The following is a 25521-nucleotide window of genomic DNA, read 5'->3' as shown; positions in this document are numbered from 1 at the left end:
GGTTCCGTTTCATTCCCAATTTCACTGCTGACCGACATATTAGATTGCTCCGCTTCGTATGGAGCCGACGGATTGAATGCCGAATCGAACGGCTGGTCGTTTTGCCGATCATTCCAGTTTGGTTCATATGGATTTACAAATGGAGGATATGCTCCTTGAGTTCCCATGAGTGCGGACGGATGGCCGTATGCCCCAGCATTGTAGTCCATTCCACCCTGCCACGGTTGATACGGTACAGCCATGTCGGGTGCGTACTGGTGATGCCCGTGTTGTGGGTACCCGTGATGTGGCTTATTGTAGTATGGACTAACTTCTCCCCCATGGCATCCGCAAGGAGACGGAACATAACCATATGTCGCCGCTGTATGATGATGCTCAGGATATGGATGGTAATCGGAACCCACATTTCCTGTATATGATTCCGTGATCGAGAACTGGGAATATTCCAAGCTCATGGGCTGTTCAGAAACACCCGGATATCCTGAAGGTACATTTCCCCAGCCTTCATTATAGGATACAGGCATCGCTTCCTGCGGTATATGGTGATACGGATGGACAGCTGTGCCGTATTCGGCTCCATGCCAATGTTTAGGTTCATGGCAACCACATGGTCCTTCATGATAACCACCGTATGGAGGCATCATAAATGCAGGCGCTTCTTGAAAAGGAAATTCCGGACAAGGATGCGGCATCATATGAAGTGGCATCTCCGCAAACGGCGGACATGGTTCGGCCATAGGATGGATTGGGTAAGGTAACGGCATGGTTTTGACAGGATGCGTAAACTCCGGCTCTATTGGTTTATATGGCAATTTGTAATCCGGTTTGTACTCTGGTTTGAATTCGGGTTTGAATTCAGGTTTGAATTCGGGTTTGAATTCAGGTTTGAACTCCGGCTTGAATTCAGGCATGATCACAGACTTTTTAAAATCCGGCAGGACATCCGGTTTCTTCACTTCTGGCAGGATCTCTGGTTTCTTGACCTCCGGCAGGATGACCGGCTTCTTGATTTCAGGTAAAATCTCCGGTTTGTGCTCCGGTTCTAATTTTTTAGGCTCCTCGGGGAATGGTGAAATCTCAGGCAGTTTTGGTAAAATCGGCGGCTCGGGTTCCTTAACTTCCGGTACAACCGGTGGCTGCTCGATCGGCGCTGTGATTTCTTCCTTCACTCCGGTGTAATCCTTACCGCCCGGCTTCTTCTTGCCCGGGTTCGAACCACTGCCACTGCTCATCGAAACCCCGTCATCTGTGCCCGACTCCGAATATACGCCTGATGAAGGGATGTTCACGACCTCTCCAACCAGCAGGGCATTCGGATTTTTAAGCTGCGGGTTGGCATCAATAATTTCCTTCAGGGTTACGCCCCATGCCTTCGACAGTTTCCAGAGGGAGTCCCCCTGCTTTACCGTATGCTTATGGATAATGGGTTGGCTGCCGCCTGGTACCGGAACAGGCTCTGTCGGTACTTTGATTTTGGCACCGACATCGAGCTTATTCGGATCCACCAGCTGTGGATTGGCATCGATGATTTTCGCTAATGGAACGTCGTATTTTTTGGACAGCTCATATAGGGTGTCGCCTTCCTTGACGATGTGTATCTTCACGCCGCTAAAACCTCCTACACTCTTCTAGGCGTCATGTTATTCGCCCGCTTTCGTTACTACATCCTATGCACGGAATGGGCGATTGACATCCCTCTGGGCAAAAAAAATCCTTTCATCGACATGAAAGGATGGTTTAAGTCGTTTATTTAGCTGTCCTAAAACGTTAGGATTCCCATACTTTATAACCGTCTTGATCCACAATTTTGCGGAATTCCTCGAGCAGTTGAAGCGTAATTGGACCAGCCTGCCCTTTTCCGATCATCCGTCCGTCAATTTCACGAGCGGCGATGACCTCAGCGGCGGTTCCTGTAAAAAACACTTCGTCTGCAATATATACGTCATGCATGCTGAAAGGCTCTTCCTTCAATTTGATGCCGAGTTTATCGCATAAATCGATAATCGCCTGGCGCGTAATGCCTTCAAGCGCACCAAGGTAGCACGGAGGCGTGGTGACCACGCCGTTTTTCACGATGAAAATATTGTCACCTGAGCCTTCCGTCACATATCCTTGTGCGTTCATCATGATCGCTTCATCCGCTCCCGCAAAGTTGGATTGGATCTTCACAAGAATGTTGTTCAAATAGTTCAGAGACTTGATTTTCGGATTGAGCGCATCCGGAATGTTGCGGCGCTGGGCTACGGATACGGCCTTCAAACCGTTAAGATAAGCTTCTTCGGAGTATATCGCCAGCTGTTCCACAATGATCAACACCGTTGGTTTAGGGCAGCGACGCGGGTCCAGACCCAGATTGCCTGCACCTCGGGATACTACGATACGGATGTACCCGTTTCGCATATCGTTGCGCCGAATCGTCTCGGCCATAGCCTCCAGCAGCTCATCATATGCCAATGGGATGACTAAATCGATGGACTTGGCGGAATCGTACAGCCGATCCAAGTGTTCTTTGCACTTAAAGATGTTGCCGTTATATATCCGAATCCCTTCGAATATGCCGTCTCCGTACAGGAATCCATGATCAAAAACGGATACTTTTGCATTCTCTTTTGTGACGAATTCTCCATCCAGATAGATCCATTGCTCTGACATTTACTTAACCTCCATTTTCTCACTCTCGTACGCATAGCCCGGATAAGTACCCAGCACACGAACCACACATCCCAGCGCTTCAATCTCTCCCATGGCGGCGACCAACAGAACCGAATCTGCTGCAGCCATGACATCGATGTAAAAATAGTAATTACCCAGCTTCTTCTTCGTCGGACGGGATTCAATCCGCGACAGATTCAGGCGCCGCCAAGCAAACGCCGAAAGCACCTGATGCAGCGCTCCCGGCACATCCTCTGGGAGGGTCACGAGAATGCTGGTCTTGATATGCTCCGGCGAACGGTTGACTAAAATCGGCTCGCGTCCGATTAAAACAAACCGGGTGTAATTATTATCATGGTCGGTAATACGCTCGGCAAGCACGTTTAATCCGTGAGTGGCAGCGCCTAGTGTAGTGCCGATCGCCGCCCATCCCTGGCCGGGATTTTCCTTTACGATTTTAACCCCTTCCGAGGTGCTGCCTACTTGCTCCAACTCAGCCTGTGGCGCGGCCTTCGCGAGGAACTGACGGCACTGGGCCGTTGCTACTTGGTGAGACCAAATTTTTGTGATTTTACTGTAATCCATCGTACCGTCATTGGACTGGAACTCGGCAGCATTTCCGATCAGGTTCTGAATGGAAGGATAGACCCATTCCACCTGCATCGGCAGATCCACCTCATTGACCAACCAATCCATATGAAGGCTCACGGAACCTTCGATGGTATTCTCAATCGGGATTACGCTGTAATCGCTTTTTCCTTCTACTGTAGACATAAATACATCAGAGATCAGTTTATGGTGGACAAATTCCACCGGCTCACCGTTAAGGAGATAAAGTATCGCTTCATGAGATACCGATCCTGAGGGCAACAAGGCTATTTTTTTCATGCGGTAACTTCCCCTCTAATCATATCCAAAAAGGATCTGTTGTTTATATCTTCCAAGAGCTGGACGCCTTCGGCAACTGGATTCAACGGGTAGCACGAAGCCGAAATTCCTTCCGCCTTCATCGTCTGCACTAAATACGCGCTCAATTCTTCTACCCGCGAATCGTTCCGATCCACCAACGCAATCATCGTCGGGCCCGCTCCGCTTAGCGCAATCCCCAGCGCTCCGTGGCTTGTCGCTTCGGCCAAAATTTTGCTCATCCCTGGCACAAGCGGTACCCGATAAGGCTGATGAATCCGGTCTTGCATTGCGGCAGATATCAAGTCCAGTCTGCCTGCAGAAAGAGCCGCGGTCATCAAGGAGGACCGACTAATATTATACACAGCATCCGCTAAACTGACCTGGGCGGGCAGCGCTTCTCTTGCTTTGGATGTTGCCAATTCGAAATCGGGAATAACAACGAGCGTTCCGAGGTCTGCTGGAGGTTCAATACGTATATAATCCGCATGAGCTCCGTCCCATACAGCCGTAATAATCCCTCCAAATAATGAAGCTCCTACATTATCCGGGTGCTTCTCAAGATTCGTCGCCATATCAAAAAGCTTGGAATCCGGCAGGGGTGAACCGATCAGCGCATTGGCAGCCGCCAGCGCCCCTACAATCGCCGAAGCACTGCTGCCAAGACCGCGGGTAAGCGGAATTTCGGAATACATGGAAATCTCAAGATCGGGAACAGCCTGTCCCGCCTCTTCAAAAACCATCTGAGCCACCTTATAGATCAGGTTGCTCTTATCGGTCGGCAGACCGCCCATCTCATCACCATGAAGATGGAATACGGTCCGCTCCGACGCCTTCATCTCGATCCAGGAATACATAGACAATGCCATGCCGAGTGTATCGAATCCAGGTCCCAAATTAGCCGTACTGGCCGGTACCTTCACCCGGACACCTTGGGACAAACTCATACCCGTGCAGCTCCTTCAAGCTTAGCAATAGCATCCATTACGGCTGATTCCGTATCTGATACGACGAGCGGTTCGGCGTTCACGGTAGAAATGGCGATATTCGGATCCTTGAGCCCATGCCCTGTCAGCACACAGACTACGGACTCTCCACCTTTAAAATATCCTTCGCGCTTCATTTTATAAACGCCTGCGATGGAGGCAGCCGATCCTGGCTCGGCAAAAATGCCCTCACGCGATGCGATTTTGCGGTATGCGTCCAAAATCTCTTCGTCCGTAACATAGTTAATCTGTCCGCCGGATTCCTCAGCGGCCGCAACCGCGGTTTTCCAGCTGGCCGGGTTCCCGATACGGATGGCAGTCGCTACCGTTTCCGGATTTGCAATAGGCTCTCCCTTCACGATGGCCATCGCTCCTTCCGCTTCAAATCCAAGCATTCTTGGCAGAGAGGACGATTTGCCCGCAGCATGGTATTCTTTAAATCCTTTCCAGTAAGCGGAGATGTTCCCCGCGTTGCCGACCGGAATGGCCAGCACGTCCGGCGCTTTCCCTAACTGGTCAACGACTTCGAATGCAGCCGTCTTCTGGCCTTCGATTCGATAAGGATTCACGGAGTTTACAAGCGCAATCGGATGCTTCGCCGTAATCTCACGCACAATTTCCAGCGCGCGGTCAAAATTGCCTTCAATCGCAATGACCTTCGCTCCGTAAATCATCGCTTGGGCGAGCTTGCCCAGCGCAATATTGTTGTTCGGAATGATTACGATACAATTCAATCCGCCACGAGCGGCATAAGCAGCAGCTGCTGCAGACGTATTGCCCGTTGAAGCGCACATGATGGTGCGGCTTCCCTCTTCCATCGCTTTCGCTACAGCCATCACCATCCCGCGGTCTTTGAATGAACCCGTAGGATTCAGCCCTTCAAATTTGAAATGCAGATCAATTCCAAGCTCTTCGGATAAATTCACAGCTTTGATCAGAGGGGTGTTCCCTTCCTTTAGCGTTAGAAGCGGAGTACGCTCATTCACCGGCAAATATTCTCTGTAGGTTTGAAGCAATCCTTCATACGGCATCTCTCTTGTTCTCCTTTTCTTAAGAAAAAATTATATAGGGTTATTTAATGAGTTCTAATCCTTTATCCTTCAACACGGTAAACACTTTTAATCCGGCGAATGACTTCCAGGCCTTCAAAATGATTCAACACTTCATCCATATTGGCTTTGCTCGCATTGTGGGTGACGATGATAATCTCTGCGTCCGGATTATGCTCGTTCGGCTGCTGGACAACGGATTCCAGGCTGACGTTATATTCAGCGAACACCTGGGTAATTTGGGCAAGTACACCTGCTTTATCGTCGACATGAAGCAAAATGAAGTTCTTATACATGATCTGCTCGTCGGTTTTGAGTTTCTTCGGTTTGTAAGGAACGATGGCTTTGAGACCGTTGACGCCGAGCTTCAGATTCTTGATAACGGCAACCAGGTCTGCCACAACGGATGTAGCGGTTGGCATCTCACCAGCGCCGGCTCCGTAAAACATCGTTTCGCCTACAGCTTCTCCATATACATAAACCGCGTTAAATACCCCATTCACGGCTGCGATAGGATGTCCCTTCCGAACCATCGTAGGCTGAACCGTGATGCTGAACTCATCGTCCTGACGCTCCGCGATACCCAGAAGTTTCATCTCATAACCCAAACGCTTCGCATAAGCGATATCTTCTTTGGTCACTTGCGAGATTCCCTTAACGGTTACATCCTGGAGCTCGACGTTCGTGCGGAAGCCAAGTGTGCCGAGAATCGCCATCTTGCGCGCCGCGTCCAATCCTTCAACATCGGAGGTCGGGTCAGCTTCTGCATAACCCAGTTCCTGAGCTTCGGCCAGGACATCTTCATACGATGCGCCTTCTTGACTCATCTTGCTCAGAATGAAATTGGTTGTACCGTTCACGATCCCCATAATTTTCATGATACGATCCGAGGAGAAGCCTTCAATCAGCGTGCGGATAATGGGAATACCGCCAGCAACACTTGCCTCGTAGAACACGTCGCACTGCTTCTCTTGCGCCTTGGCCAATATTTCGGCACCGTGGAGAGCCATCAGATCCTTATTCGCGGTAACGATATGCTTGCCGCGCTCAAGCGCTTCGAGAATATAGGTTTTCGTCTGCTCGATCCCGCCCATCACTTCAACGATGACATCAATCTCGGGATCGCGGATGACCGCCCATGGATCTTCCGTCAGTTTATTCTGATCCACATTGACACTGCGGTACTTCTCCAAATGTTTGACAGCGATACGTTCTATCGTAATCGGCGAACCGACCTGGCTGCTCAAATCCTCCTGGTGTCCCTCTACGATGCGGACAACCCCTGTTCCTACGGTTCCTAATCCCAAAAGCCCTACTTTGACCGGTTTCATTAATACATTACCTCCTGTATCCCATCACATAGATATCTATTTAATTCGTCATAACTTAACCTTGGCCTATCATCTGCACTCTTCTTACTCCAGCTATTCGCCTCAATCCGTCAAGCAGGTCATCCAGCTCCTCATTCAGCCGGGAAACTTCGACGGAAATCACGACATTGGCGATTCCCTGCAGCGGAATACTCTGATGAATGGTTAGCACATTCCCGCCTTCACCCGCTACCAGCCCCAGCACTTCGGATAGCATCCCCGAGCGATGTTCCATATCGATAGAAATCGTTACGATTTCATCACGTTCCAGTTGATTGATGGGATGGATTCCATCCTTGTACTTATAAAAAGCGCTTCGGCTAAGCCCAACCTGTTCAACGGCTTCATGAACCGTTCTAACGTCTCCCGATGCCAGCAATTTTTTTACTTGCATCGTCTTAACCACAGCCTCGGGAAGGATGTCTTCCCGGACCAAATAGTAGCGTTCCTTCACAAACGTCCTCTCCTCAAAGACTACTGTATTCGTATAGTGGACATTATACTGGATATACCATGTAAGGGCAATACATAAGTGTCCAGTTTTTTGGTTAACCCGATATTTATATGTCAACTCTATAGCCTATACTATATCGCAATTCAAACCGGAACACATCGATATTCACGTCAAAATTGTAAATGATGCGCAAAAAAAAGCAGTCTCCGGTATGCGGAGACTGCCGATAAAACATTTGAGTTCAACGGTCCGCGTGAAATCTAAGCAACAATGATCGTGCCGCAGTACTCGCACTCTTTTTCCTCTTGGTGTGAAATCACGGTTCTTGCACCACAGCCTGAACATTCCACAGACTTCGATCCAATATCCTGCTGAATCTCGGCTGACTTTACTGACTCTCTATGCAGTGAAGTGATCATCAGCACACCATTCTCAATCTTCCCGTAAGGGAGCATCCGCTCCTTGATCATATAGTTCAAATCACGGACCACATGGGATGGAGTTTGATTCGCTGCAATCGCAATATGATCGATGTAAATCAGACGCCGCTGCAAGACGGCCTCTGCATAAATTCTCAACAGCTTTCGGAATTTCTTGTCTGCCAGGTCAGCAGCGACAAGCAGCAGCAGGCCAGGGACTAATAGGCACAATGCCATTGCTAAATTGTCGTTTAAGAACTCCTCACTGGTTTCGCTCGCCAGTAAAAAGATCACAGAAGTCATAATGTACGAACCGAACAATACCCATCCCATCAGCCTTGCATTTCTGCCCCTGTAACTGTGATGTTGTTGTGTAGGCAAAATACGAAATCCAGCAATGATCAACGCTAATGGAAAAAACACATACGTCAAGCCAATAATAAAATAATCGAATTTTGAAAATTGCGATTTAAAGGGCTTTATTGGAATGCTCATACCACGATCTCCTCAATTTTGTTAATCGGACGCATAACTAGGGTTAAGCCACAATCACCGAACCGCAATACTCACATTCTTTTTTCTCCAAATGCGTTACGACCGACCTTGCCCCGCAGCCCGGGCATTCCACAGACTTCGGCCCAGGATCGGGCTCCGCTTCGTTTCGGGTTATTGCCGCTGGTTCAGCCGCAACTTGACCTAGTGAATACTGCACTCGCTGTCCGCTGCGTGAAACAAATTCTCCTTGGAATGAAGACTGGGGTCTCCTCTGCAAGGAGGGGATGATGACAACTCCATTGTCCAGCTTTCCATTAGGCAGCATATGCCGTTCAAACATGAACGTAATATCTCGGACGGCATGGGCCGGCTTTTGCCTTGCCTCTCGAGCGATATGATCAATTTGGACGAGCCCTCTTTGCATAATGGCATTCGAATAAAATTGCAGCAAACGGTTGAATTTCTTATCTTCTTTCTTGCCAATCAACAGCATGATGATGGCTGGAACCAGTATAATAACGCCCCATACGATGGAAGCCGAATAGAGGCCGTCGACATCTTTATCTTCAATCGTCGCGAGGATCATAAGCAATTCAATGATTCCATAGGTTATGACCAGAACCCACCCGAAGAGCCGGTTGTTTCTTCCCTTACAGTGGTTATGGCGATGGGTGACAAGCACCCGAACAGCCGCCAGCACAATGGCCAGCGGAAAAAACAGTACCGCCAGCGCAATAATGAAATAATCCATGGTCGTGAACTTCTGTTTAAAGCGCTTCAGTTCAGACGCTCCCATATTCTATCCCCTCTATCATCTGCATTAGGTCGATCCCGCTTTTGCCTTCAAAAGTTCGGTGTTACGATCCTGTACCGTTCTCAGGATATCGCGGATGATGTGAACGGTTTGCTCTGCCAGCTCATCGCGTTGTTCTGCTTGCGTCTCTCCGATCAGCGCCACTTGGTCCTCCAACAATGCGATTTTTTGCTGGATCATATGCTCCACTTCATATAAAGAGGTATGCGTGATAGGATCGCTATAACGAAGCGTTTCTTCCAGCTCGGCCATCTGCCGGTCTAACGAATGAATGTTCTCTCCTGGCATCTCACCTAGTTTTCTTCGGATTCCCCCGATCCAGGCCACCGTCTCTTTCTGAACCGCCAGATGATCACTTTCCTTTCGTTCATGAGCTCCTGCATATTTTCCCGTCAGAGCTATCAGTCCCAAAACCACCGAGAACCCCAGGAAGGTTATAAGATGAATCATAAAATAAGAAGATTCAGGCAGCTTAAATAAATACCCCAGCAGAATGACCTCCAGCAAAACGGAAATGGCATAGACTCCTATAATGACGCCTGAAGCAATATAAAAAGGAGCTCCTGGCGAACCCGCTTTGCGCCGGTGGACAACTAAACCGATAAAGACGAGAATGGCCGCCTCGGCGCATCCGAGAGCGATGCCCGATATCCAAGCATTCAGCTGAACGATCCCTCCGATCAATCCGAACAGAAGGATGGTTAAGACCGGAAGCACCGCGGCAGCCAGCCATAATCCATTTCGACTTGTGGTTCTTGTACTCACTCTATTCCCTCACTTTCACTTCACATCAATTTATGTCCGCACTCCATGCAAAACTTCTGGCCCGGTTTGATCTCATGATGACATCCAGGACATGTTAGCGCATGGCTTGACCCGCAGTGCGGGCAAAACTTGGCTTTTGCATCCACCAGTTCACCGCATGCCCTGCAAGGCATAGGAAGCGCTGCACCGCAATCCGGACATTCGACGGCACCGGCCGGGTGGTCATGGCCACATTCAGGGCATGCATGGTACGGGTCACCGCAGTGAAGACAAAACTTGGCATTGGGAGGCAGTGGCTGTCCGCAATCGTTGCATTGAACGGTGCTCGCCAGTTCCTCCTCAGCCTGCACCTGAAGCGATTGTCCGCATCCCGAACAGAATCGCGCCTCTTCTGCGCTCAGTGTTCCGCACTGGGTACACGCTTTCTGTTTGGTATCGAGCTCGTTCTTTCCTGGATCCTTTGAGTCCTCAAACATTTTCCCCACGGTCTCATACATCGGACCAACCATCCCAAGTCCCATGCCCAATCCGGTTCCCATGACCGCTGCCGGGCTGCCTTGATTCTTTGCCGCCCCCTCCAGCGTATTAAAGGTTCTTTCTTGATGATAGGTATATCCGATGATGTCCATCTCCGCTTTCTTTGCCAACGCTTCCTTGATTCGAACAGCTGCCGGGTCATTCTCCGGGATGTTGATGGAGTCCACATAGAAATTCAGCAGGGTGATCCCCATTTCTTCAAATGAAGGCGCAATCGCTTCCATGATATGCTTCGATATTTCCGCTATGTAAGCATTGATCTCCACAACGCTGATTTTTTTGCGAACGATATAGGAGGATATGATTTCCGTAATATTGGACATCAGTACGCCGCGATAATATTTAATCAGTGTGCTTTGGTCAAAAGTCGGCAGTGTGCCAACCAGGGTCCCCAGAAACTTTCGCGGATCGCTGATCTGTACGCCGAATTGGCCAAAAGCCCGGACCGATACGATAATATTGTATTTTGGATCTTGCAGCTGGATCGGCGAGCTGGTCCCCCATTTCACGTCCAGTGAACGAAGTTTGTTCACAAACCAGACTTCTGCCGTAAAGGGAGACTTCCCGCCGAATGGAAGATTGATCACATTGGATAATATCGGTATATTCGCCGTACTCAGTGTATGCCGCCCAGCCGCGAAGGAGTCCAGGGCCTGACCACCCTTATACAGGATGGCCTCCTGTGTCTCATGAACAATAAGTTGGGTCCATGTACCTAACTCCTGATTCGGATAACGCCAGGCAAACACATCCGGCGGTCCTTCGTATTTTACAACTTCAATAATAGCCATAGTTCTACTCTCCTTTATACACCGTTCCTTCCATCCTGATAGTCTATGGAAAAGGACTATTGTACTACCATTGTATACGATTTACCCGATATGTGGATGCAAAATTTGGAAACCTAAGTGGAAAAGGATATCTCTGAACAACTTCCTAACCGTTGCCATAAAACACAGAGCATGTTTACGTGATATCTGGGACACAACTTCCTCCATAAAAAAAATACCGCCAAGCCTGCTGTTAAACAGACCTTGCGGTATTTTCTTACGAACGTATTTTTTGCGCATTAATAGTAGCTGCTGCCTTCAACAAATTCAAATTCGAAATCACCAATTCGTACAATGGTGCCTTCTGTCGCGCCCCGTTTCCGAAGTTCTTCATCGACGCCCATATGGCGCATCGTTCTTGCAAGCTTCAGAATGGCATCATGCGAATTCATCTGCATCCGTTTCAGCATCCGCTCAATTCGCTCGCTATGCACAACATACATCTCATTATCCCTAGTAACGGTGAAGGAGTTGTCGTTCTGCGCTTTGAATTTATAAACCTTGCGCTCGGAAACCTCGGATACTTCTTCAATGGCCGGCTCGTCCGGAATGCTCTCCAGCACATCGATCGTGCGGTAAAGAAGTTCCTGAATACCCTGACGGGTCAGCGAGGAGATTGGCATGACCTCGATGTCCGGACGAATCTCTTTCAGCTTCTCTTTGAAGGCCGCTAGATACTCTTCGGCCTCCGGCATGTCCATTTTATTAGCGGCTACGATTTGCGGCCGTTCGACCAGAACCGGGTTGTAGAGCCTGATTTCATCATTGATTTTTTCCCAGTCCTCAAACGGATCCCTTCCTTCCGTGCCTGCCATATCCACGACATGGACAATGACGCGTGTTCTTTCCACGTGCCGGAGGAATTCATGACCAAGTCCCACGCCTTCATGAGCACCCTCAATCAGACCAGGCAGGTCAGCCATAACAAAATTGCGACCGTCTCCAACCTCAACAACTCCCAAATTCGGCGTTATGGTCGTAAAGTGGTATGCGCCGATCTTTGGCTGAGCCGCAGATACAACGGACAACAAGGTTGATTTGCCTACACTCGGGAACCCGACGAGACCTACATCAGCCATCACTTTAAGTTCCATGGTTACGTAACGCTCTTCGCCTTCCTCGCCGTTCTCGGCAAGCTCAGGCGCCGGATTGTTCGGGGTAGCAAAGCGGATATTTCCTCGCCCTCCACGGCCTCCTCTGGCAACAACAACCTGTTGACCGTGTCGGGTCAAATCGCCAATCACCTCACCGGTATCGTCATCCGTTAAGATGGTACCCGGCGGGATACGGACAATCATGCTATCCGCATTGGCCCCATGCTGACTTTTATTGCGGCCTTTTTCCCCGCGCTTGGCCTTAAAATGCTTCTGGTAACGGAAATCCATCAACGTGCGCAGTCCTTCGTCCACCCGGAAAATCACGTCGCCGCCCTTACCGCCGTCTCCGCCGGCAGGTCCGCCTTCAGGAACGTATTTCTCTCGACGGAACGCAATGAGACCATCGCCGCCGTCTCCGCCTTTTACATATACTTTTGCCTTATCTACAAACATGAAATCACCTTCCTCAAGTCACAAACGGCAAATACAAACGATACGAGGTCTCCCCCGGCTCCGTTTGTTCTACCCGAATGCCTTCGCCTTTTACGGATTGTTCAATCTGAAGCTTCAAGCTGTCCGGGTCTCCAAAGGATCCTTCTCCTTGTGCCCATACCATCAGCTCTTGTTCTTGCTGCATAAATGTTAATGTTAATTGCCGGGTATCCCCCCAAGACGCTTTTCCGCTTAATTGAAAAGCTCTCACCGTTTGAATGATAGCTTCGGTAAAAGACTCCGCCGTTTGTGGCGATACTTTGTCTTCCAGTTGCACCTGGTCCACAACTTCAACGTCGAGCTGCAGATTATTGCTGTACGTACGGTATGAATGTAAATAAAAAACCAGCGAAGGAATGCCCAGCTTAGAGATTCTGCTTTCCGTCGCCATCCTGTCCTTTATTCTTTCCACAGAACCCACTGTTTTATCAAGCTTTCCAAGTTGAATGTAGCCGTACAAAATTTGAAGCTCATTCATCCAATCATGACGATGGTGATTCAGCATCTGAATCGCCGTCTGCTCCACATTCCGAATGATGGCTTGCTGCCTGCGCTCCTCCGATTTCCGGACAAGCCAAGCCCCGCAGGCAGACGCAGCGACAGCCCAAACCGTTAACACTGCTCCTGCAGCCAAAGTCGGTTTCCATACCATCCATGCTACGGGTATTACGGAGGTTAACCCCGCCCCAGCTGCTATCCATTTCCAGGATTTCATCGCTTCTCCTCGTCTTTCAACAGCAATTGGTTACATTCACCAAATCCCAGTATATCATAGACCTTCAGGACGGTTCATCCCCTGGATGATGATCTTTGCGTTATTTACAAAAAAAGAAGCCCCGGCAACGATGCCGAAAGGCTTCTTCTGTATGCAGCATAAGAAACGATTAAGCTTCTACTGCAGCCGCTACTGGAGCGACATCAACCGGGTAGACGCTCACTTTCTTGCGATCACGACCCCAACGTTCAAATTTCACAACGCCGTCAACTTTCGCAAACAAAGTATCGTCTTTACCGATACCTACGTTCGTGCCTGGATGAATTTTCGTTCCGCGTTGGCGAACCAAGATGCTGCCGCCAGTCACTGCTTGACCGTCTGCACGTTTCACACCAAGACGTTTCGATTCGCTATCGCGACCGTTCTTTGTGGAACCTACACCTTTTTTCGATGCGAATAACTGAAGATCCAATTTCAACATGTTGTCTACCTCCTTCTTCAAGTAGTCAATTCCTGTATTCTTATATACTTGCCGTATGAATCGGCAATTCCCTGTAACATAACAACCATGGATTCGAGAAGCAGTTGAACTTGTCCCGAGACGGAGTCGTTTGCCGTCGGCGGAAGATTCGCACTAAGAAAGCCGCCCTTCATCTGGGTCTCCATAACAGTTCCGGTTAACGCTTCAATGGAATTGACCGTTCCCACTGTAATGCTGGAAACTCCAGCACATACAATATCTTCTCCAGGATTGGCATATCCCGCGTGCCCCGTTACCTTAAAGCTATGGATCCGTCCATCTCCCCCGCGCAGTACTTGTACAGTAATCAATTACCGCACCTACTTACGCCTGGATTTTCTCGATGGTTACTTTAGTGTAAGGTTGACGATGACCTTGCTTCTTGTGGTAGTTCTTCTTCGGCTTGTATTTGTATACAACGACCTTACGGCCTTTACCGTGCTTCTCTACCTTTGCAGTTACAGTCGCACCGGAAACAACCGGCGTACCTGTTACCAACCCGTCCTCTTTGGATACGGCCAGTACACGGTCGAAAGTCACGCTCTCGCCGTCACCTGCAGTCAGCTTCTCGATGAACAATACGTCGCCCTCTTGAACTTTGTATTGTTTACCACCTGTTTCGATAATAGCGTACATTTGCTTGCACCTCCCTATGTCTCAGACTCGCCTAGTATAAGGTGTCCGTCCTAAAGCAGGAACGTCCTTGCTAACCCAACCGGAGCGGTTACAGCATGTGCAGCAAACCATCACTAGACACATACCTAACGATAATATCATAATCCATGTTCACCGTCAACATCATTGTTCGATAACAAAACCTCTGCCCCCGCAAGCCCCGCAAGGCTTGGCAAATGGGAGCGAAGAGCTTTCCCTGGCTTTTTTGCGGGTCATTTCCAGCAGTCCCAGCTTGGTCCAGCCCACCACAAAGCTTTTGGTGCGGTCCTTGCGCATTACAGCCTCCATGGCAGAAACAACCTGCTCCCGGTGCTCTTCACGATCCATATCGATGAAATCAACGATGATAATGCCTCCGATATCCCAGAGCCGCAAAATTCTTGCAATCTGCTTCGCCGCCAGAAGATTCGTCTTCAGCACCGTTTCCTCGAAATTATCGCCACCGATATATTTGGCTGTGTTGACATCCATGATGGTCATGGCTTCCGTCTGATCAACAACGATGGTCACACCTTCCGGAAGCGTGATTTTCCTTGCAAAGCCAGCTCTCATCTGCTCGTCCAACCCATAAGCTTGAAAAATCGGACTTCCTTCCGAGTAATATGTAACCTTAGGCTCCATACCAGGGACGGTTTCCTTCAGATAGCTTTTGGTCTCCTCGCCTTTAAGCCTGCTGTCGATCACAAGTTCATCATGAAGCGGGTCAAAGGCATCGCGGAGAAAACGCTGCAGCAGACCTAAATCGCGATGAAGCAGCGCCGGAGCAGAAGAAAGCTCGGCCTTGTCGAGAATTCGCGCCCACTCTTTTCGCAGATACTCAAGATCTCCCTTAAGGAATTCCAGAGGCTCGTCCTCTGATACCGTCCGGATAATGATCCCCTCTTCATCCGTGCGAAGCTGCTCGCCGATACTCTTCAGCCTTGCTCTCTCCGCATCACGTCCAATTTTCTTGGAGACGGCAACATAATCCGCAGTAGGCATGTACACCATGCATCTGCCAGGCAGCGAAAAATGGGTAGTGACCCGCGCCCCCTTGCCGCCTCTCGGTTCCTTCATCACCTGCACGATCAATTCCTGGCCTACCGTTAGCAGCTCCGAAATGGAAGGCTTCTGCTTGGGCTGCTTCTCTAAATGAGGATGGAGCACATCATCAATATATAAAAATGCATTCTTTTTCAGCCCGATATCTACAAAAGCCGCCTGCATCCCCGGCAGCACATTTACGACCCTGCCCTTATAAAAACTGCCGACTACACTTTGCTCACAACTCCGCTCAACGGCGAATTCTGCTAACCTCCCATCTTCGATGAGGGCCATCTGAATGGTCTCATGTTCACAATGAACTATCATTTGCCTCATGGCTTCACCCCTCAAATGGAAGACGATATTCTATTTTTTATCCTAACACAATCTCAGATGATATGAATGGATAAAGAATCATGGCCCGCCCTGCGTCTTCCTCATGGTGTTTACGATTTACGCATACCAGGGCGGACCATTTGATGCAAAATAAGAAGAAATCACATGCTGCTCCGGAACGACGGCAAGCAGGCTGCCTCGTCCGCTCATGACATAAATCAGATGATACTTCTCTCGTTTAAATAGACGCATAATATCATCCAAAGGTTTCGAAGAATCTGCAACGATTGGCTGCGCAGGACCGAGTCCATCCAAATTTCGTTCATAAATCTCGCTCCGATTGACCAAAAATCTTAAAAACCGGTAATGCACATTCCGATAGTCTTCAAAATTGGAATACGCTAAAAAGAGGCCGATCATCAGTACATTTAAACGAATACCGCCGCCGGAAAATAACGGCTGCAAGCCATATCCGATCATGATCAAGCTGCACAATATGCCAGCGCGGGAAGCCCACAACAAGGTCGCATGATATGGGGCGAGCAAACTGATGACGGCTTGCAGCACTTTGCCGCCATCCAGCGGAAGAATCGGGAGAAGGTTAAACAGCGCGATGATGAGATTCCCCTGAATGATATAAGACAACAGCTGCTCGTCTCCCCATCCCGCCCATCTGCCCATCAGGGTAATTCCAATCATGATGACATTTTGCAGCGGACCCGCAAGCGCAATGATGATTTCCTTCATTGCAGTCATCCTGCCGTCATCTTCTATGACAGCAACGCCGCCGAACGGCAGCATCTGAATGGCTCGTACCTTGAACCCCATCGCTGCCGCTGCGGCGGCGTGTCCCAATTCATGAATAAACACGATAATAAACAGGGTCAGCAATTCCAAAAAGCGACCGGTGAATACGGAGGCCAGCATGACAATAACAAAGAGAGGATGCAGCGACAATACCGTTCCCTTAAACTTAATCAAACGGAATCACTTCCGCCGGATCGATACCTCGATCCCCCTCTTTCAGTTCGAAATAAAGGGAGGGCGGGCTGCCTGCGCCTGAAGACGCCAATGTGCCAACAATATCTCCACCTTGGACCCAATCGTTTACCTTAAGTCCCGTTTCTGCCAATCTGCTGTATATCGCCGTTCTCTCTCCTGTATGCTGTATGAGAATGCTGATCCCATTCTCAGGATGTTCTTTAACCTCAAGCACGCGTCCGGTCTCTATACTCTTAACCGCCCTGTCTGCTAAAGAACCCCCTCCGGCTTCCAAAACAATGCCTTTCAGATCCACCGCAAAGGATTGGACCACCTTTCCGGAAAGCGGAGGAACTAAAGAAGTCCCGGCATTCACCTTCGTCGAGTGCTCGTCGGTTTGTCCAAAAATCGGAATGAAGGAAGGCGCGCTTCCAAAATGCTCCTCGTACCATACCTGCGCTGCCTGAAAATCCATCTCATGGCTCAGTCCCTCAACGATAAAAGCTTGCGTACGAAGAGCCCACGGGTGCTGAAACGAAAATACCCCCCATGCCAATCCAAACACCAGCGCACTGACGATGATACGGCGCACTAAGCCCGACAGAAACGAAGCTTTTCTTGGCGGTTCCCCTGGATCACCGGGATCCAGCTCACCATACCAACCGCGGTGCCCTTGCTTCCAAAGCCGCTCGGGATCCGGTTCACTCTCTGCAAGAAGCGGGGATGGGTTCGCCCTGTGATCCTGTATAAAGCCTGTCTTGTGAAGATTGGGATGGGCAGGCTTTTTCTCGGGAACGGGCCCCCATGACGACGTATCATGCGGCGCCGGTGACGCTCCTTCCAGCAGCTCGCGAATGCGGGCTTCTCTTCGGTTCTTAACTGAAGTTTTGATGTCCATTGTTCTTTCCCCCTTGGGGCTTGTTTTCTTACTCTATCCTATGAGGAGATGAAAGATATTTAGAACAAGCCCTATTGAAGAGGCGAACAGAACAAAAAAACCGATGCCTCCCGGCACCGGTTCACGTTAAAGTCTTTAACCCATTCCAAAAAACTTTTTGAATTTGGTAAACATTCCTTTTTTCTGATGGATTTGCATCAGAGGAACGGTATCACCCAGGATACGCCGGGCGATGTTTCTATAGGCGATGGCTGCCTGAGAGTCCGGATTCATCACCGTAGGCTCCCCGATATTGGCCGCTTTAATGACCATTTCATCATCGGGGACGATCCCGATCAGATCAATATTCAGCACCTGCAGCACATCTTCGATCTCCAGCATGTCGCCGGATTTCACCATGTTCGGGCGAATCCGGTTTACAACAAGCTTCGGAGACTCTACATGAGAGCTCTCCAGCAAGCCGATAATCCGATCCGCATCCCGCACGGCCGCATTCTCGGGCGTTGTAACCACAATCGCTTTATCTGCGCCGGCAATGGCATTCTTAAATCCTTGCTCGATTCCAGCCGGACAATCGATAATGACGTATTCGAATTCCTTTTTCAATTCAAGTACGATATCTTTCACCTGCTCTGGAGAAACGGCATTCTTGTCTTTGGTCTGGGCTGCAGGAAGCATATACAGCTCATCGAAGCGCTTGTCCTTGATCAGCGCCTGGTTAAGTCGGCATCGCCCTTCTGCAACGTCGCATAAATCGTATATAATCCGGTTTTCCAGGCCCATCACGACATCCAAATTACGAAGACCGATGTCCGTATCAACCAGACACACTTTTTTTCCGAGCAGTGCCAGAGCTGTGCCGATGTTCGCCGATGTCGTCGTTTTACCGACTCCGCCTTTACCTGAAGTTACGACGATTGCCTCTCCCATGTTCTACACCCCTTTAAACACATTAAAATCCCGACCCAAACGTGAGATGTTGCTGATCTTATCGATCTCCATGCTACCGTCCTTCAAATACGCAAATTCCATGACCGTTTCCCGCGTCTCCCATTCATCCGGCGGTCTGCTGATCATCTGGGAGATACGGAGCTGGGTAGGGGCAAAATACGAAGCCGCTATAATCGCTTCCTCGTTGCCCTCTACACCGGCATGCGCGGTTCCGCGCAGAGCTCCCAATATGTAGATATCACCGGTGCACGTTATGGTTCCGCCGGGATTCACATCCCCGAGGAACAAGAGATCGCCGTCATGATGCAGCACCTGTCCGGAACGCACCATCCCTGTCTTAAGCGTAAGCTTCTCCTCTGGTATGAGCTCCGACTCAAACGGCGGTGATTCCACATTACGTATCAACAGATTGCCCTTTTGCTTCAATATGTCAAGAATCGTCTGCTTCTCTTCTTCGGAAATTTTCCGGGAACCCAGCTTCACATCCACATGAATGATAGGTCCGGTCAAAATATTCTGATGACTGTGCTCCAGCTTATAGCGCAGCTCGCCGAGCAGCTCCTCCAGCTCACACTGGTCATCAAGCAGGAATACCAGGCCATCTTTGATGCCCTTAATCGTCACATGATTGGATTTTACAGCCATAAGCCTGTCCCTCCCATCCCTATACATTTCGCGCTCAAACCTTCAAGTTCCTGCTAGTCTAGTAAAATGTCATAATGGAGGGTTCAGGATGCCTTCCTTCTCTGATTCTTCGTAACCAACTCAATCTGCTTGCGAAGAGGAACGTAAATCGCCAGAGCAAAGGCAAAATGAACAAGGAGATTGGGTAGCATATGATGAAGCAGTGACCAATTATAAGAAGTCGGATTGAGTCGAAACACCTTATATATGCCAAAAAGCGTACTGTCAAACAACAGGCTCCCCAGAATGACAATGGTCATCATCATGGGCAGCGGCGCCCGCGGGGACTTGAATACAAGTCCCACCAGATATGCGGATACGCCCATAGCGAACGAATAAGTGCCAATCATCTCGCCGTAATACACGATATCGTGAAGCATGCCGAATATGAGTCCGAGTACCAGCCCCGTGTGGCGATGATAATAAATTGATACAAAAAACAAGCAAACCAACACAAAATTAGGATAAATCTGAAGCTGCAGCGAGCTTGGCGTTAACCAGAAAACCACCGTGCCCTGCAGAATAAACAGCACGAACAGCAGCAGGACGAGAATTTGTTTACGCGCCATCATTTCGGCTCCTCAGGGGTAAAGACGATGATCAGATATTTCCAGTCATCAAACTTGGCCGCCGGTTCGATCGTAGCCGTTCTGCTTTGACCGTATTGGCTCGTCTGAACGCTTATGACTTCACCTATGATCATACCTTGTGGAATAACTCCTCCGGCACCGGATGAAATGATCTTATCTTTTTCCTTAATCGGATCATCTTCCGAAATTCGCGTCATGAGCAGCGTGTTGGTCTTCTCATCATAGCTCTCAACCACGCCAAACGTTTTATCCTCTTTCCCGATCGCCGTTACCGAAATCGGCTGTGGATTCGGATCCTGAGCGTCCATCGTTGTCAACAGCTTCACCGTTGAGGTGAAATTGCTGACGTTGCTAATAATGCCGACCATGCCGTCCACTGTCGTGACCGACATGTTGGGACGAACCCCATCGCGCTCTCCCAGATCGACGACAAGTGTCCGATTATTGGGGTCCGAATTAACACTTAGCACCTGGGCAGTACGGTATTCATATTTATAACGATTTTTCTGGTTCTCTGTAAAACCTTGTAATTCTTGAAGCTTCTCGTAATTAGCTTTCATCGTGTTGTAATTCGCACTCTCTCGAGAATATTGAGCCACGGCTCTCCGCAGCTCCTCATTCTCTTCATAGATTGCCTTCATGTTCCGCACATCTTCAAAGAAACCCGCTATATAGGCAGCGGGCTTATAAAACACACTTTGCACAAAACCGACCGTATCCTTGACGAATTTTTCAGGCCAAGATAAAGAAGCTCTCGGGCCGAGCGTAAACCCCATAATAGCGATAAACGCTACCAGCCCGATGAGCATAATAAACAAACGCTTATTGCCTAGCAGCTTAAACAGTTGCAACACCCTCTAACTTACTGTTTTCTCTCCCAACATTAGGGGTTTACACTTCTATTCGGTTTCTACCGTTTAGAACGGACGGCAGAGCTGCTCCGGGATTTAAACAGGTGAATGTTCTCGAGCGCTTTACCTGTACCAATGGCTACGCAATCCAGCGGATTCTCTGCAACGATCACCGGCATGCCGGTCTCTTCGGCGAGCAGCTTGTCCAGGTTGCGAAGCAATGCGCCGCCTCCCGTAAGCACGATGCCCCGGTCCATAATATCCGCAGCAAGCTCCGGAGGACATTTCTCAAGCGTAACCTTTACCGCTTCAACAATCGCATTAATGGTATCTGCCAACGCTTCGCTAATCTCATCCGAAGTAATGGTGATCGTCTTCGGCAGCCCCGTCACCAAGTCACGGCCGCGAATTTCCATCGTTTCCACGGTCTCCAGCGGCATGGCGGAACCGACTTCCATCTTAAGCAGCTCGGATGTGCGCTCACCGATCATCAAGTTATATTGACGTTTGATATAGGAGATAATAGACTCATCCATCTCATCGCCTGCAACGCGTACAGAGCGGCTGGTTACAATACCGCCAAGAGAAATGACCGCAACCTCGGTCGTACCTCCGCCGATGTCAACGACCATGCTGCCCGTAGGTTCCCACACAGGCAAATCGGCACCAATTGCAGCTGCAAAAGGCTCTTCGATCGTGTAAGCTTCGCGTGCTCCCGCTTGCTTGGTAGCATCTTCCACCGCACGCTGCTCTACCGCCGTAATGCCGGAAGGTACGCATACCATCACGTTCGGATGACGGGGGAATATGGAACGCTGCTTCTGTGCTTGACGAATAAAGTATTTAATCATCGTAGCCGTTGTATCAAAATCAGCGATAACGCCGTCCTTCATCGGACGAATGGCACGAATGTTGCCTGGTGTGCGTCCAATCATTTTCTTAGCCGATTCACCAACGGCTTCAATGCTCTTCGTATCTGTACGCAGAGCAACCACGGAAGGCTCTCTTACGACAATTCCTTTCCCACGAACATAAACCAGCGTATTTGCCGTCCCCAAATCGATTCCCAAATCTTTCGTAAAACCACCTAACATGATGTATCTCCCTTTCTTCGTCAATCTGAACTATTATATTACATCAAGCCCCGTTCCTTCAAACTTACAAACGATCCGTCCCCAATGATCAGATGATCCAGTACGTCGATCCCGACAATCTGTCCTGCCTCCACTAAACGTGCAGTCAGCGATATGTCTTCCGGGCTGGGCGTCGGATCTCCGCTAGGATGGTTATGCGCGCACACCAGGGATGCACTGCTGCATTTGATGGCCGCTCTGAACACCTCGCGGGGATGAACGATGGAAGCATTAAGGCTTCCCATCGATAACGTTTCCTGGGCAATGACATGATTTTTCGTATTTAAAAATACACAGACAAAATGCTCTTTCTGTAAATAGCGCATCTGTTCACTGAGCAGTTCTGCCGCGTCATGCGGACTGCGAATAATAACCGGCTCTACATGTCTCGATGCGGCCAAGCGCCGTCCAAGCTCGATGCCAGCCTTCAGCTGAACAGCCTTAGCGGTTCCAATTCCTTTGATTTGCGTAATTTCCTCAATGCTAAGATCAACGAGCTGCCGGATGCCGCCTGCTTCCCCCAGCAGCCGCTGGGCTATATGTACGGCAGATTCCTGGCGGGTTCCGGTCCGAAGCAATATCGCCAGCAATTCTGCATGGCTTAAAGCGCTCGCCCCATATTGCATCATGCGCTCTCTTGGTCGTTCATCATGGGGGATGTCGCGCAGCAATAGCGTTGGCGACTCCATATATTCCCCTCTTTTCTAAGATTTAAATCAGCAGGTCACCGAAACTTCAGGATACCCCTACATTTCGTATGCCGTTGTTCTATATCTATGAATCGGTGAGTACATCCATCCCCATTTCAGACAGCATGTCCGACAGCAGAGAAAGCGGCAGGCCGACAACGTTAAAATAGTCGCCTTCGATTCCTTCCACGATGGTTGCACCCAAGCCTTGAATCGCATACGAGCCCGCTTTGTCAGCAGGTTCCCCGCTCTTTACATAAGCCGCGATCGCGTCATCACTTAACGATTTCATCTTTACGGTTGTCACACGATGAGCGACCTTGGTACGACCAGATTCCCGGTCAACACAAGCCACGCCCGTGTACACGAGGTGAGCCCGTCCTTGAAGCATGGACAACATCCTTGCCGCGTCAGCATGATCCTCCGGTTTCCCGAGGACAAGATCATCGACAACTACAATCGTGTCGCTTCCCACAATGATACCATCTCCCGGATCATCCGTCAGCTTTCGGAGAACCGCTTCCGCTTTACGTAGTGCCAGTGACTCCACAATTCGCTCTGGCGACCACCCATGCGGGGTGTCCTCGTCAGCTTCACTAGGCATAATCTCAAATGGGATACGAAGGGAGGCAATCAATTCCTGACGCCGAGGAGAGGTGGAGGCCAATATAATACGGCGGTTTCTCTTCTCATTCAAGGGGGATAATCTCCTTTGTCATGTCTTAGAGCCTGCGGTATAACCAAAGCGCTGCTATAATGCCAAGCAGACTGAGCAGGCAAAAGTTAAGTTCAAGGTTAATGTCATAACGAATAATGTCAAAATCAGCGCTAGGCGACCACTTAATCGGTGTAGTTGACGTTAAAAACGACAAAGCCTTAACAGGTTGAAGCGCCTTGGCCAGCCAAGTTCCCGTCAGCCACCCCAGCAGCAAAAACAAGATGAGCATTCCTTTGTTTTTCTTCATGCATCCTCTTCCCTCGCCATATTTTGACACCCTAATTATTATACGGTGAATCGATAAGCAATACAAACAGAAATCCGGCAGGGGGAACTATTTCCAGTTCCGAGCCGGATTTGACGTAAATTTGAATTTATAGGCCATCCAGGAGTTTCTTTTGGCCCATGACATAGTTCATCATGCCCGTTTGAATCTCCCACAAATGCCCCTTGGATTGGTTTTTGTTATATTCGGAGAGCGCCGTGATCGAACTGTTCATGGATTGCTCCATCGCCGGCAGCACTGCCCCGGTCTCCGGACCCAAGCCGGCGGACAGCAGCTTCATCGATTGGATCCACTGCTGGTGCAGATTTGTGATTGCAGTCATACTCTCTGACGCCACCGCGCCCGCCTCCTGCTGCCCCAGCAGCGATGCCGATAGCGTACTCAACTCCGACACAAGCTCCCCGCTTATCGTGAAATAGTCCGTCAGCGTCTGCTCCTCGCCCGCAAAGGCAGCTGACTCTATATCAGGCAGCGCGATTTCTCTCACGTATAATTCGACGCCTTCGGCTTTAAGCTGATTGCTGAGCAGCTTGGCCTGCTCGCGGTCTGGTGATACGCCGGCGTACACCCGGTTCTCCTCATCCAAATCTCCCCCAGCCGCAATACCGGACTGCAGCAGCTCCCCTTTCGCCTGCTCTGCCCGTTCCGACGTGCTGAATACACCGTACTGAAGCATATAAAAAATTTGACCCGGAACGTGTACTGCCGATTCAGTTGAACCGGGTGCGAGTGATGCCCCCGTTCCCCCGGAAGAGTCAGCCGGTGCTTGATTAACTGCGTCATTGCTTCCAAGCTGCCCCGATGCAGGGTCTTCACCTGCATTACCGCCGTTAAACATAGACAGCACCATATACCCAAACAGCAAACCCGTCACAACAGCCGCGGTCACGGATACAGCCATTTTCCAGAAGGAGGTAGGCTTGCGCGAGCGATAATAACCGTAATCATCGGCAGGTGACTCATATAGATCCTTCTCGGGCCCGAGATTCCAATTCGAATCGTTTGCGCCGGAGCCCACACTTCCGGAATACGCGTCATCATGAAGATCGTAAAGATCCTCAACCTCACGCATATCGTCATATGTATCGGCAGGATCAGGCCCGTCACCGAACGACCCGCCCTCAACATGATCCAGACGTCTTCTTTCCTCAGCTAATCGCCCCCTGGATTGGGTATGACGCGATGTTCTCCAATCTTGTCCGTTCACATCCCGAGTGTCCTCCTCCCGGAGCGGCGGAACAACGCGCAGATGATCATGCTGTATGCTGCTCCTATGTTCAAACGAATTGCCCGCATCGGTAAACCGATCAGTCGTTGAGTCAAACTCGTCGAATACAAGATGACGGTCATCAACTTGATCATTGCGCCTTGCGGGAACTTTCTGATACGAATCCCGTTCCTCACGCATATGATCCTTATGACTATCTTTTGGCGGATCGTGATCGAAGCGAATCGTCATTCGTGCTTTATTCATATCCACACACCTCACTTGTCCTTCTACACCTAGCTATATGATCAAGCTTGGCAACTTATGAGTGTGCGAAAAACAAAACAAACAGGCTGATCAAGAAAGTATCTTGATCAGCCTGTATTCTACTTATCGAT

General features: G+C 49.6%; 28 protein-coding genes (1 of these 28 only partly in view). All 28 read right to left on the bottom strand.

Features of this window, described 5'->3' with window-relative positions; translation table 11 throughout:
* Positions 1-1604 carry the 5' portion of a LysM peptidoglycan-binding domain-containing protein gene (locus tag BJP58_RS27990; RefSeq protein ID WP_194541494.1) on the bottom strand. The gene continues 157 nt to the left of window position 1, outside the view, so the window shows 1604 of its 1761 coding nt (coding positions 1-1604); it begins with the start codon at positions 1602-1604; its stop codon lies beyond the left edge, outside the window.
* A 163-nt stretch (positions 1605-1767) separates the two neighbouring features.
* Positions 1768-2652 carry a branched-chain-amino-acid transaminase gene (ilvE, locus tag BJP58_RS27985; RefSeq protein ID WP_071223394.1) on the bottom strand — a complete coding sequence of 295 codons (885 nt, stop codon included), beginning with the start codon at positions 2650-2652 and terminating at the stop codon, positions 1768-1770.
* A complete protein-coding gene (pheA, locus tag BJP58_RS27980; protein ID WP_194541493.1) occupies positions 2653-3540 on the bottom strand; it encodes a prephenate dehydratase in 888 nt (295 codons plus the stop codon).
* Positions 3537-4505: a homoserine kinase gene (thrB, locus tag BJP58_RS27975; protein ID WP_194541492.1), complete on the bottom strand. Its 969-nt coding sequence runs from the start codon at positions 4503-4505 to the stop codon at positions 3537-3539. Before thrB ends, pheA begins: the two co-directional genes overlap by 4 nt.
* Positions 4502-5575 carry a threonine synthase gene (gene thrC / locus BJP58_RS27970; protein ID WP_194541491.1) on the bottom strand — a complete coding sequence of 358 codons (1074 nt, stop codon included), beginning with the start codon at positions 5573-5575 and terminating at the stop codon, positions 4502-4504. The genes thrB and thrC overlap by 4 nt, the downstream gene beginning before the upstream one ends.
* Before the next feature lie 62 nt (positions 5576-5637).
* Positions 5638-6924 (bottom strand): homoserine dehydrogenase, encoded by a 1287-nt coding sequence (locus BJP58_RS27965; protein ID WP_194541490.1) that lies wholly within the window; start codon positions 6922-6924, stop codon positions 5638-5640.
* A 55-nt stretch (positions 6925-6979) separates the two neighbouring features.
* Positions 6980-7417: an ACT domain-containing protein gene (locus BJP58_RS27960; protein ID WP_009594028.1), complete on the bottom strand. Its 438-nt coding sequence runs from the start codon at positions 7415-7417 to the stop codon at positions 6980-6982.
* A 260-nt stretch (positions 7418-7677) separates the two neighbouring features.
* Positions 7678-8331, bottom strand: coding sequence for a hypothetical protein (locus BJP58_RS27955; RefSeq protein ID WP_194541489.1), 654 nt, complete (start codon positions 8329-8331; stop codon positions 7678-7680).
* A gap of 43 nt (positions 8332-8374) precedes the next feature.
* Positions 8375-9127: a hypothetical protein gene (locus BJP58_RS27950; RefSeq protein ID WP_194541488.1), complete on the bottom strand. Its 753-nt coding sequence runs from the start codon at positions 9125-9127 to the stop codon at positions 8375-8377.
* 24 nt (positions 9128-9151) lie between these two features.
* Complete coding sequence (locus BJP58_RS27945) at positions 9152-9910, bottom strand: FlxA-like family protein (protein WP_194541487.1); 759 nt, start codon at positions 9908-9910, stop codon at positions 9152-9154.
* A gap of 20 nt (positions 9911-9930) precedes the next feature.
* Positions 9931-11238 (bottom strand): SPFH domain-containing protein, encoded by a 1308-nt coding sequence (locus BJP58_RS27940; RefSeq protein WP_194541486.1) that lies wholly within the window; start codon positions 11236-11238, stop codon positions 9931-9933.
* Between the two features lie 278 nt (positions 11239-11516).
* Positions 11517-12827, bottom strand: coding sequence for a GTPase ObgE (gene obgE / locus BJP58_RS27935; RefSeq protein ID WP_071223403.1), 1311 nt, complete (start codon positions 12825-12827; stop codon positions 11517-11519).
* Between the two features lie 13 nt (positions 12828-12840).
* Positions 12841-13581 carry a Spo0B domain-containing protein gene (locus BJP58_RS33780; protein WP_233354790.1) on the bottom strand — a complete coding sequence of 247 codons (741 nt, stop codon included), beginning with the start codon at positions 13579-13581 and terminating at the stop codon, positions 12841-12843.
* A gap of 169 nt (positions 13582-13750) precedes the next feature.
* The gene (gene rpmA / locus BJP58_RS27925; RefSeq protein ID WP_015734021.1) at positions 13751-14062 is read right to left on the bottom strand and encodes a 50S ribosomal protein L27; all 312 of its coding nucleotides are present in this window, start codon (positions 14060-14062) and stop codon (positions 13751-13753) included.
* Positions 14063-14079: 17 nt separating this feature from the next.
* On the bottom strand, positions 14080-14412 hold the full coding sequence (locus BJP58_RS27920) for a ribosomal-processing cysteine protease Prp (RefSeq protein ID WP_194541485.1): 333 nt from the start codon (positions 14410-14412) through the stop codon (positions 14080-14082).
* A gap of 13 nt (positions 14413-14425) precedes the next feature.
* Positions 14426-14737: a 50S ribosomal protein L21 gene (gene rplU, locus BJP58_RS27915; RefSeq protein ID WP_113061207.1), complete on the bottom strand. Its 312-nt coding sequence runs from the start codon at positions 14735-14737 to the stop codon at positions 14426-14428.
* 162 nt (positions 14738-14899) lie between these two features.
* Positions 14900-16135, bottom strand: a complete 1236-nt coding sequence (locus BJP58_RS27910; RefSeq protein WP_194541484.1) for an Rne/Rng family ribonuclease — start codon at positions 16133-16135, stop codon at positions 14900-14902.
* Between the two features lie 117 nt (positions 16136-16252).
* Positions 16253-17116, bottom strand: a complete 864-nt coding sequence (locus tag BJP58_RS27905) for a M50 family metallopeptidase (protein WP_194541483.1) — start codon at positions 17114-17116, stop codon at positions 16253-16255.
* Positions 17109-18014, bottom strand: a complete 906-nt coding sequence (locus BJP58_RS27900; RefSeq protein WP_194541482.1) for a M23 family metallopeptidase — start codon at positions 18012-18014, stop codon at positions 17109-17111. The genes BJP58_RS27905 and BJP58_RS27900 overlap by 8 nt, the downstream gene beginning before the upstream one ends.
* 135 nt (positions 18015-18149) lie before the next feature.
* Positions 18150-18944 (bottom strand): septum site-determining protein MinD, encoded by a 795-nt coding sequence (gene minD / locus BJP58_RS27895; protein WP_009594006.1) that lies wholly within the window; start codon positions 18942-18944, stop codon positions 18150-18152.
* 3 nt (positions 18945-18947) lie between these two features.
* Complete coding sequence (locus BJP58_RS27890) at positions 18948-19610, bottom strand: septum site-determining protein MinC (RefSeq protein ID WP_194541481.1); 663 nt, start codon at positions 19608-19610, stop codon at positions 18948-18950.
* A gap of 83 nt (positions 19611-19693) precedes the next feature.
* Entirely contained in the window at positions 19694-20221 is a 528-nt protein-coding gene (gene mreD, locus BJP58_RS27885) for a rod shape-determining protein MreD (protein WP_194541480.1), read from the bottom strand.
* Positions 20218-21093 (bottom strand): rod shape-determining protein MreC, encoded by an 876-nt coding sequence (gene mreC / locus BJP58_RS27880; RefSeq protein ID WP_194541479.1) that lies wholly within the window; start codon positions 21091-21093, stop codon positions 20218-20220. The genes mreD and mreC overlap by 4 nt, the downstream gene beginning before the upstream one ends.
* Before the next feature lie 56 nt (positions 21094-21149).
* Positions 21150-22184, bottom strand: coding sequence for a rod shape-determining protein (locus BJP58_RS27875; protein WP_009593998.1), 1035 nt, complete (start codon positions 22182-22184; stop codon positions 21150-21152).
* A 38-nt stretch (positions 22185-22222) separates the two neighbouring features.
* Positions 22223-22912 (bottom strand): RadC family protein, encoded by a 690-nt coding sequence (gene radC / locus BJP58_RS27870; RefSeq protein WP_009593994.1) that lies wholly within the window; start codon positions 22910-22912, stop codon positions 22223-22225.
* An 85-nt stretch (positions 22913-22997) separates the two neighbouring features.
* A complete protein-coding gene (locus BJP58_RS27865; RefSeq protein WP_071223414.1) occupies positions 22998-23609 on the bottom strand; it encodes a Maf family protein in 612 nt (203 codons plus the stop codon).
* Between the two features lie 25 nt (positions 23610-23634).
* A complete protein-coding gene (locus tag BJP58_RS27860) occupies positions 23635-23877 on the bottom strand; it encodes a DUF4321 domain-containing protein (protein ID WP_071223415.1) in 243 nt (80 codons plus the stop codon).
* 127 nt (positions 23878-24004) lie between these two features.
* On the bottom strand, positions 24005-25390 hold the full coding sequence (locus BJP58_RS27855) for an SPOR domain-containing protein (RefSeq protein WP_194541478.1): 1386 nt from the start codon (positions 25388-25390) through the stop codon (positions 24005-24007).
* Positions 25391-25521 lie beyond the last annotated feature (131 nt).

It is taken from the genome of Paenibacillus sp. JZ16, assembly GCF_015326965.1.
In the GTDB taxonomy this organism is placed as follows: Bacteria; Bacillota; Bacilli; order Paenibacillales; family Paenibacillaceae; genus Paenibacillus_AQ.
This window is presented reverse-complemented; position numbering and strand designations above follow the sequence as displayed.